The 6,187-nt window shown below is 30.8% G+C and carries 8 protein-coding genes; all 8 read right to left on the reverse strand.

Going from position 1 to position 6,187, the window contains the following annotated elements; translation table 11 throughout:
- Positions 1–88 precede the first annotated feature (88 nt).
- Positions 89–817: a leucine-rich repeat domain-containing protein gene (locus FNW07_RS13375; protein WP_144265639.1), complete on the reverse strand. Its 729-nt coding sequence runs from the start codon at positions 815–817 to the stop codon at positions 89–91.
- A gap of 171 nt (positions 818–988) precedes the next feature.
- Positions 989–1,606, reverse strand: coding sequence for a hypothetical protein (locus tag FNW07_RS13380; protein ID WP_126745332.1), 618 nt, complete (start codon positions 1,604–1,606; stop codon positions 989–991).
- A 154-nt stretch (positions 1,607–1,760) separates the two neighbouring features.
- The gene (locus FNW07_RS13385; RefSeq protein WP_126745333.1) at positions 1,761–2,474 is read right to left on the reverse strand and encodes a hypothetical protein; all 714 of its coding nucleotides are present in this window, start codon (positions 2,472–2,474) and stop codon (positions 1,761–1,763) included.
- A gap of 192 nt (positions 2,475–2,666) precedes the next feature.
- On the reverse strand, positions 2,667–3,044 hold the full coding sequence (locus tag FNW07_RS13390; RefSeq protein WP_126745334.1) for a hypothetical protein: 378 nt from the start codon (positions 3,042–3,044) through the stop codon (positions 2,667–2,669).
- A 151-nt stretch (positions 3,045–3,195) separates the two neighbouring features.
- A complete protein-coding gene (locus FNW07_RS13395) occupies positions 3,196–3,591 on the reverse strand; it encodes a hypothetical protein (RefSeq protein WP_126745335.1) in 396 nt (131 codons plus the stop codon).
- A gap of 193 nt (positions 3,592–3,784) precedes the next feature.
- A complete protein-coding gene (locus FNW07_RS13400; RefSeq protein ID WP_126745336.1) occupies positions 3,785–4,144 on the reverse strand; it encodes a hypothetical protein in 360 nt (119 codons plus the stop codon).
- A gap of 554 nt (positions 4,145–4,698) precedes the next feature.
- Positions 4,699–5,238: a GNAT family N-acetyltransferase gene (locus FNW07_RS13405; RefSeq protein WP_126745364.1), complete on the reverse strand. Its 540-nt coding sequence runs from the start codon at positions 5,236–5,238 to the stop codon at positions 4,699–4,701.
- A 191-nt stretch (positions 5,239–5,429) separates the two neighbouring features.
- Positions 5,430–5,969, reverse strand: coding sequence for a hypothetical protein (locus FNW07_RS13410; protein ID WP_126745363.1), 540 nt, complete (start codon positions 5,967–5,969; stop codon positions 5,430–5,432).
- Positions 5,970–6,187: the final 218 nt, after the last annotated feature.

The following is a 6,187-nucleotide window of genomic DNA, read 5'->3' on the forward strand; positions in this document are numbered from 1 at the left end:
AATATAAACCAAACTTTGAGTTATCAGCGTATTTTCTAAAGAATCACAGAATTAAGCCATTGTGGCAAACCGCTGTTGTGAGCAGTTTTTATTTACTCGGCGTTATAATCATGTCTTTAGTAATTTTGATTACCGGTGCAGTTTTCACACTGTCAATTTTTGGAGAATTTTTTGGATCTGAATTTTTTTCAATATATGCAGTTCTGACAAACTCGTTTTTAGAGACTACATTTACAACTTTCATGTCCAATAGAAAAAATTGCTTAATCTTTGTTTTTTTCCATAAGTCGATTGTTTTTAATTTGTCACACTCAAAAAGTTGTAAATTTTCTAAGTTCTTTGTGTTCTGAAGGTCAAGATTTACAACAGGATTTCCTTGAATATACAAAGAATTTAACTTTGGGAATTCTCCAATAAATTCAAACACAGCTATGTCATTGCGAAAAGCATAAATACCCGTAAGATTAGGCATGTCTTTGACTACTAATTTTGGTCCCAGTTTGTTTTCGCCAATATACAACTCTTCGATAGTTGAGTTTCCATAAAAGACTTTAATTTCTTTTATGTCGTTAGTCATAGCATTGAGTACTTTTAAATTCTTGAAATAAATCATATCGTCAAGCGATTTGATATTTCGTTTGGATATTCTTAGTTTTTGAACAGTATCAATTTCACTAACTTCTATTTCGGAGTTTTTATTTCTATCGTAGCCAAGCTCAATTAAAGCCTTTTTTAGATTAGAATCTTTGAATTTGATTTTTTGTGCATTAGCTTGAAAAAAAGCTGAAACTGTAAAAAGTATAATTATATATTTCATTTTGAAATGGATTGGTGTCATAAAATTGCTCACAACGTCCGGTGGCTTGCCTCAGTGGCGTTCCCATCACCGAACAATCACAAATATAAACCAAACTTTGAGTTATCAGCGTATTTTCTAAAGAAACACGGAATTATGCCATTGAGGCAAACCGCTGTTAGCTGCTGTTTTTTAACTAATCCAAGTTCCGAATGATTCTATTATTTTCCATTTTCCATTGATTTTCTCTAAAAAAAATGCTTTGCCTTGACCACAGAGACTTCCACAGTAATAACCTAGCTCAACATAGGCTTTATTATTATCTACTGAAAAAAGAGGTAGTGATATTTCGTAGAAACTATAATGTTTCCCAATTTTTCTTTTTGTTTTTTCCATCTCAGATGATGTGAAATTTACTTTAGCTAATATTTTTTCATCAATTCTATATTTTACAATTCCAGAATTTTGCAAAATCAAGTATGTTGAATCTTTACTTGTAAAAAACATAGGCTCAATAATTTTGCTATTTATCAAGGTGTTTATTGAAATATTATTTGATGGTGGTGGAGGTGGCAGCTCCAATCCATCTTTGCTTTTCTCAGGGACGTAGACATTAATTTTAATTAAATCTTCGCATAACATTCTTGATTTTTTGTCACTTTTTAGAACATTTAAACTGTCTTCGATGATTATGGTTTCTACAATTTCATTTATATTTTTTATTTTGGCAGAATCAAATTCACCTTTTTCATTTGATTTTTTACAGCTTAAAAGCGATAAAAATGTAATTATTAAAATTAAATATTTCATTGTTTTGTGGTGTTTTTCAAAATAGCTGCTAACGTCCGGTGGCTTGCCTCAGTGGCGTGAAAATCACCGAACTCTCACAAATATAAACCAAACTTTGAGTTATCGGCGTATTTTCTAAAGAAACACAGAATTAAGCCATTGAGGCAAACCGCTGTTATAAGCTGGCCTTGGTTCTTATTCTTTTCATAATACTTTTTGCAATTGAACCCATATAATAGGTTTTTAGGTTTTTCTCATAATAGGTATGCAATTCTTTAATAAGTTGAAAGTGGTTATAAAAGATTAGAGAGTATGTAGATAAATTTTTATCTTTTAACTCATCTGAGTTAAAAGCATAATTATCCTGTAAATACTGAGAGAACTGCATTTCTAATAATATTTTTCGTAATTCTTCATCAATATGTTTTCCTGATAAAAATATTCTATTTATGTAATTAAGAGTTGAATCTTGTCTTTTATTAAAAAGGAAAATCCAATTTTCATTTTTATAATAGAATGGAATTTTATCTTTTGGATTTACTTTTTCTAACAATACATTAAATTCACTTTTTGAGGGAAAATTATCAAAATCAATTTTTTGGTTATTTCTCAAGCAACAAATTATGGAATAATTATTTACAATTAGATTTATAACATTTCTTGATACAAAAGGAAGTATAAGTTTTTTTTCCCTTCTTTCAACAAGATAAATGTTTAAGAAGTAAAACATATAACCAGCTAAATAAGACATGCACAAATTTTCAATCAAGGATTCAATCTTTTCTGCTTTTCCGCTAATCATTCCTGCGAATTTAAAGTCAATGAAATTAATCCAATAAACTATTCCGAAACTGATGATTGCTATTATTGTTAATCCTTTAATTTTCATTTGATTTATTTATTGAAACGTAGAAGTTGAGTCTACTGCCGGCTTGCTTATAACGTCCGGTGGCTTGCCTCAGTGGCTTGAAATGTTACCGAACTCTCGCAAATATAAACCAAACTTTGAGTTATCAGCGTATTTTCTAAAGAATCACTGAATAAGTCATTGAGGCAAACCGCTGTTATGCATTGCCTTTTTTTAGTTTATGTATTTTTGTAAGGCAATATAGTTTGTGTCTTTTTTTATAGATTCAGGTACTTGTTTTAATAGATTTTTAAGCTCTTCTTTTGTAAAATTTGGTTTTAGAAAATTCAATCTTTTTACCCCGCTTTTAGTTTTAATGTATTTTATTGCTAATTTTTTATTTCTATTTATAAAGTACTCTTCAACGATACTATCTAATGAATTTAGCATTTTCTCATCTGATAATTTTGATGCATTTTCTTTGACATATTTTTCACTTTCAGTGCTAAATTCTGCTTTTAAATTTCCATTTTCTATTTCAAATTCTTTGTCTGAAATTGATTTACATGATGATAAAATAAAAAAAGATGTAAATAAAAGTATAGTTTTCATTTAGGTAGATTTAACAAGGTTGTGCATAACGTCCGGTGGCTTGCCTCAGTGGCTTGAATGTTACCGAACAATCACAAATATAAACCAAACTTTGAGTTATCAGCGTATTTTCTAAAGAATCACAGAATTAAGCCATTGAGGCAAACCGCTGTTAACGACTGGCCTTATTTTTCGCTTCGGTTATTGTTTTGTTGATTACTATATCATATTTTGAACTCAATAAGTTATTTAGAAGTAAATTGATCGGTTTGAAATACACTCTGGTTTCATTTTTCGTTCCGTTTTCAATATATTCAAATTCAATACCTGTAAGGAATGTTTCTTTTGAGTGTTTTAAATGTATAGTATAGAAAGTAATGTGATTTTCTCTATAAACAAGTTCATCATTTGAAAAAAATAATAGTAGCCAAGGATTGATATTCTTAAAGCGCTTTCTTTTTAAAACACGAACAGTTCTGATTTGTAGATTTTGGTTCAAATTCAAATCCTTTTCACAGTGAAATTTTAAAAGTTCAAATTGTAATTCCGCACTGTATTTTGTTGTCATTGAAAATTCTACGTTTCGTTTTTTTTAGGCTTGTCGTTAACGTCCCCGCGGCTTGCATTCAGTGGCGGAAACATCACTGACAATCACAAATATAGATGAAAATTGGAGCTAACAGAGTTTTTTCCGAAGGAAAAAACAACTAAAGCCATTGATGCAAACCGTTGTTAACCATCGTTTTTCTTACTGATAAATATTATTCATTCATTTCGATTAACACTTCTTTTGCAAATTCGTTTACTTCTAACCATTCTTTTGTCAAAATAAATTCCTCAATACTCATTAAGTTTTCGGGTATTTTTTCGGAAACAATATTTAATAAAGTATTAAATTTGGCAAGAATATCTCTTTCCTTTTTGGTAAATGCAATTTTATGAATTTCGCTTTCTGGATAATAATTATCATCCCAAAGGTTAAATAATTCGCTAGAAACTTGCGCAATTGGAACGTCTTTTTGAAATTTTAATTGACTTTCTTTTGAACTCCATAAATTAAGTATTTCAAGAATATTCTTCCGTATCTGTTTTGCTATTTTTTCGGATTTACTTTCTGTCATTTGGTAGTTTGTCTTTCAAGTTTTCGTTCCTTAAAATGATGGTTAACGTCCCCGCGGCTTGCATTCAGTGGCTTGCCTGTCACCGGACAATTGCAAATATATACCAAACTTTCAGTAATCAGCGTATTTTCTAAAGAATCACTGAATAAGCCATTGATGCAAACCGATGTTAACTATAGCTATTTATTTTTTACGCTTAGTTTGGTTTTCGGTTTTACAATTCTGTTTTCGGAATTCAGCCAAAACTTTTCAACGTTGCGTTTTCAGCTTTCTGCTAAGCCAATTAAATGGCAAGTACAAAACAAGATTTCGGTTAAGCGCAAACTTTTCGGAAATAGGATAGAAGTGGAAAAAAACCTGAATTACGCCTTTTGGTTATGTTCACCGTAAACGTTTTCAGATAGTTATAGTTAACGTCCCCGCGGCTTGCATTCAGTGGCTTACCTATCACCGGACAACTGCAAATATATAGCAAACTTTGAGTTATCAGTGTATTTTCTAAAGAAACACGGAATTAAGCCATTGATGCAAACCGATGTTGTGCGTTCGTTTTTTTATTTGTTTTTCCAATCGTTAATATCGATTCGGTAAATATTTACCGGCATTCCATTATACTCGATGGATTTATCATTTCTCATTCCGTTATTTTTCGCAACTTTTTCAGAATTGATGTTTTCAGTATTAATTATTGAAATTAAACTTTGAGAAAAATTATTCTCAAATGCAAAATCTTTACATTTTTTAGTTGCTTCAGAAGCAAATCCTTTTTTTCGATATTCTGGTAAAATAGAATAAGCAATTTCTATTTCTTGTTTTTCCTCAATTTCTCGAACTATAAGTCCACTTTGACCAATAATTTTATTTGTGGTTTTATCGAATAATACATTCGCTCCGCCTAAATCGTTTTTATATCTTTCAAATGTCATTTCAAACCAAAGTTTACATCTTTCGTTTGGTGTTTCAATTTTGTCGACTCCTAAAAATCTACAAACTTCTATATTTTCAAACAATTCAATCCATACATCAAAATCCTCATTATTTAGTAACCTAAATTTTAATCTTTCCGTTTCCTGTCCTTCTAATGTATATTTCATTCGGCAATTATTATCCTGATTTTTTTCGTTTCGCCAAAATGACGCACAACGTCCGGTGGCTTGCCTCAGTGGCTTGAAATGTTACCGAACAACCACAAATATAAACCAAACTTTGAGTTATCAGCGTATTTTCTAAAGAAACACCGAATAAGCCATTGAGGCAAACCGCTGTTGTGCGTTCGTACTTTCTTCTAATGACTTGAACGTTGAACTAAAATTGATGATTTGTCTGATAAAAATGCTACATAGTAAAAGCTATCATCTAGTTCTTTTGAAAATTCACGCTCGATTTTCAAACCGCTCATTTCTCGTTCCGCATTATCTAATTCGGGGCAACCTAATCTATTTTCATTTTCAAATAGTCCATTTTCGGACAGTTTAGATTGCAAATTTTTATAAAAGTCAGTTTCGACTTTGATTATTGAAACTGAAGTGTAATCTCCGTGTTGATCTGGATAACTTGAAGTTTTATATTCAAATTCAGTTTCTTGAGGCAATTCTATTCCCGTAACTTCTTTAAAATCGGTTTCATAAAATTCTGATGAAGGATAAAAAGCACTGTAAACAAAGTATCCAATTACAAAAATTGGCAAGAAGGCGAGAATTCTCCATTTTGGTTTAATATCTTTTTTTTTGAAAATTTTGTAAACCCAATAAGAGAGTAAAATTGGAATTCCAAAAATAAGAATTGGTACTAATATTAGAAGTAAAGAGTAGAAGAATTCGTCCATTTTAATTATTCATCTTAATCTTTAGTTAGTATGACGCACAACGTCCCCGCGGCTTGCATACAGTGGCTTGCCTGTCACCGGACAATTGCAAATATATACCAAACTTCCGGTTATCAGAGTATTTTCTAAAGAAACACGAAATTAAGCCATTGATGCAAACCGATGTTATCTATTGCCATTTTAGAATTCAGTTTGGTTTTTCGGCGAAATATTTTTTG

The organism is Flavobacterium sp. GT3R68, assembly GCF_007109225.1.
Lineage (GTDB): Bacteria > Bacteroidota > Bacteroidia > Flavobacteriales > Flavobacteriaceae > Flavobacterium.

What these genes read in the sequence shown, in the direction of transcription:
- FNW07_RS13405 (WP_126745364.1), bottom strand. Translation starts at nt 5,238, where the DNA reads ATGAAATATACATTAGAAGGACAGGAAACGGAAAGATTAAAATTTAGG.
- FNW07_RS13380 (WP_126745332.1), bottom strand. Translation starts at nt 1,606, where the DNA reads ATGAAATATTTAATTTTAATAATTACATTTTTATCGCTTTTAAGCTGT.
- FNW07_RS13395 (WP_126745335.1), bottom strand. Translation starts at nt 3,591, where the DNA reads ATGACAACAAAATACAGTGCGGAATTACAATTTGAACTTTTAAAATTT.
- FNW07_RS13385 (WP_126745333.1), bottom strand. Translation starts at nt 2,474, where the DNA reads ATGAAAATTAAAGGATTAACAATAATAGCAATCATCAGTTTCGGAATA.
- FNW07_RS13390 (WP_126745334.1), bottom strand. Translation starts at nt 3,044, where the DNA reads ATGAAAACTATACTTTTATTTACATCTTTTTTTATTTTATCATCATGT.
- FNW07_RS13410 (WP_126745363.1), bottom strand. Translation starts at nt 5,969, where the DNA reads ATGGACGAATTCTTCTACTCTTTACTTCTAATATTAGTACCAATTCTT.
- FNW07_RS13400 (WP_126745336.1), bottom strand. Translation starts at nt 4,144, where the DNA reads ATGACAGAAAGTAAATCCGAAAAAATAGCAAAACAGATACGGAAGAAT.
- FNW07_RS13375 (WP_144265639.1), bottom strand. Translation starts at nt 817, where the DNA reads ATGAAATATATAATTATACTTTTTACAGTTTCAGCTTTTTTTCAAGCT.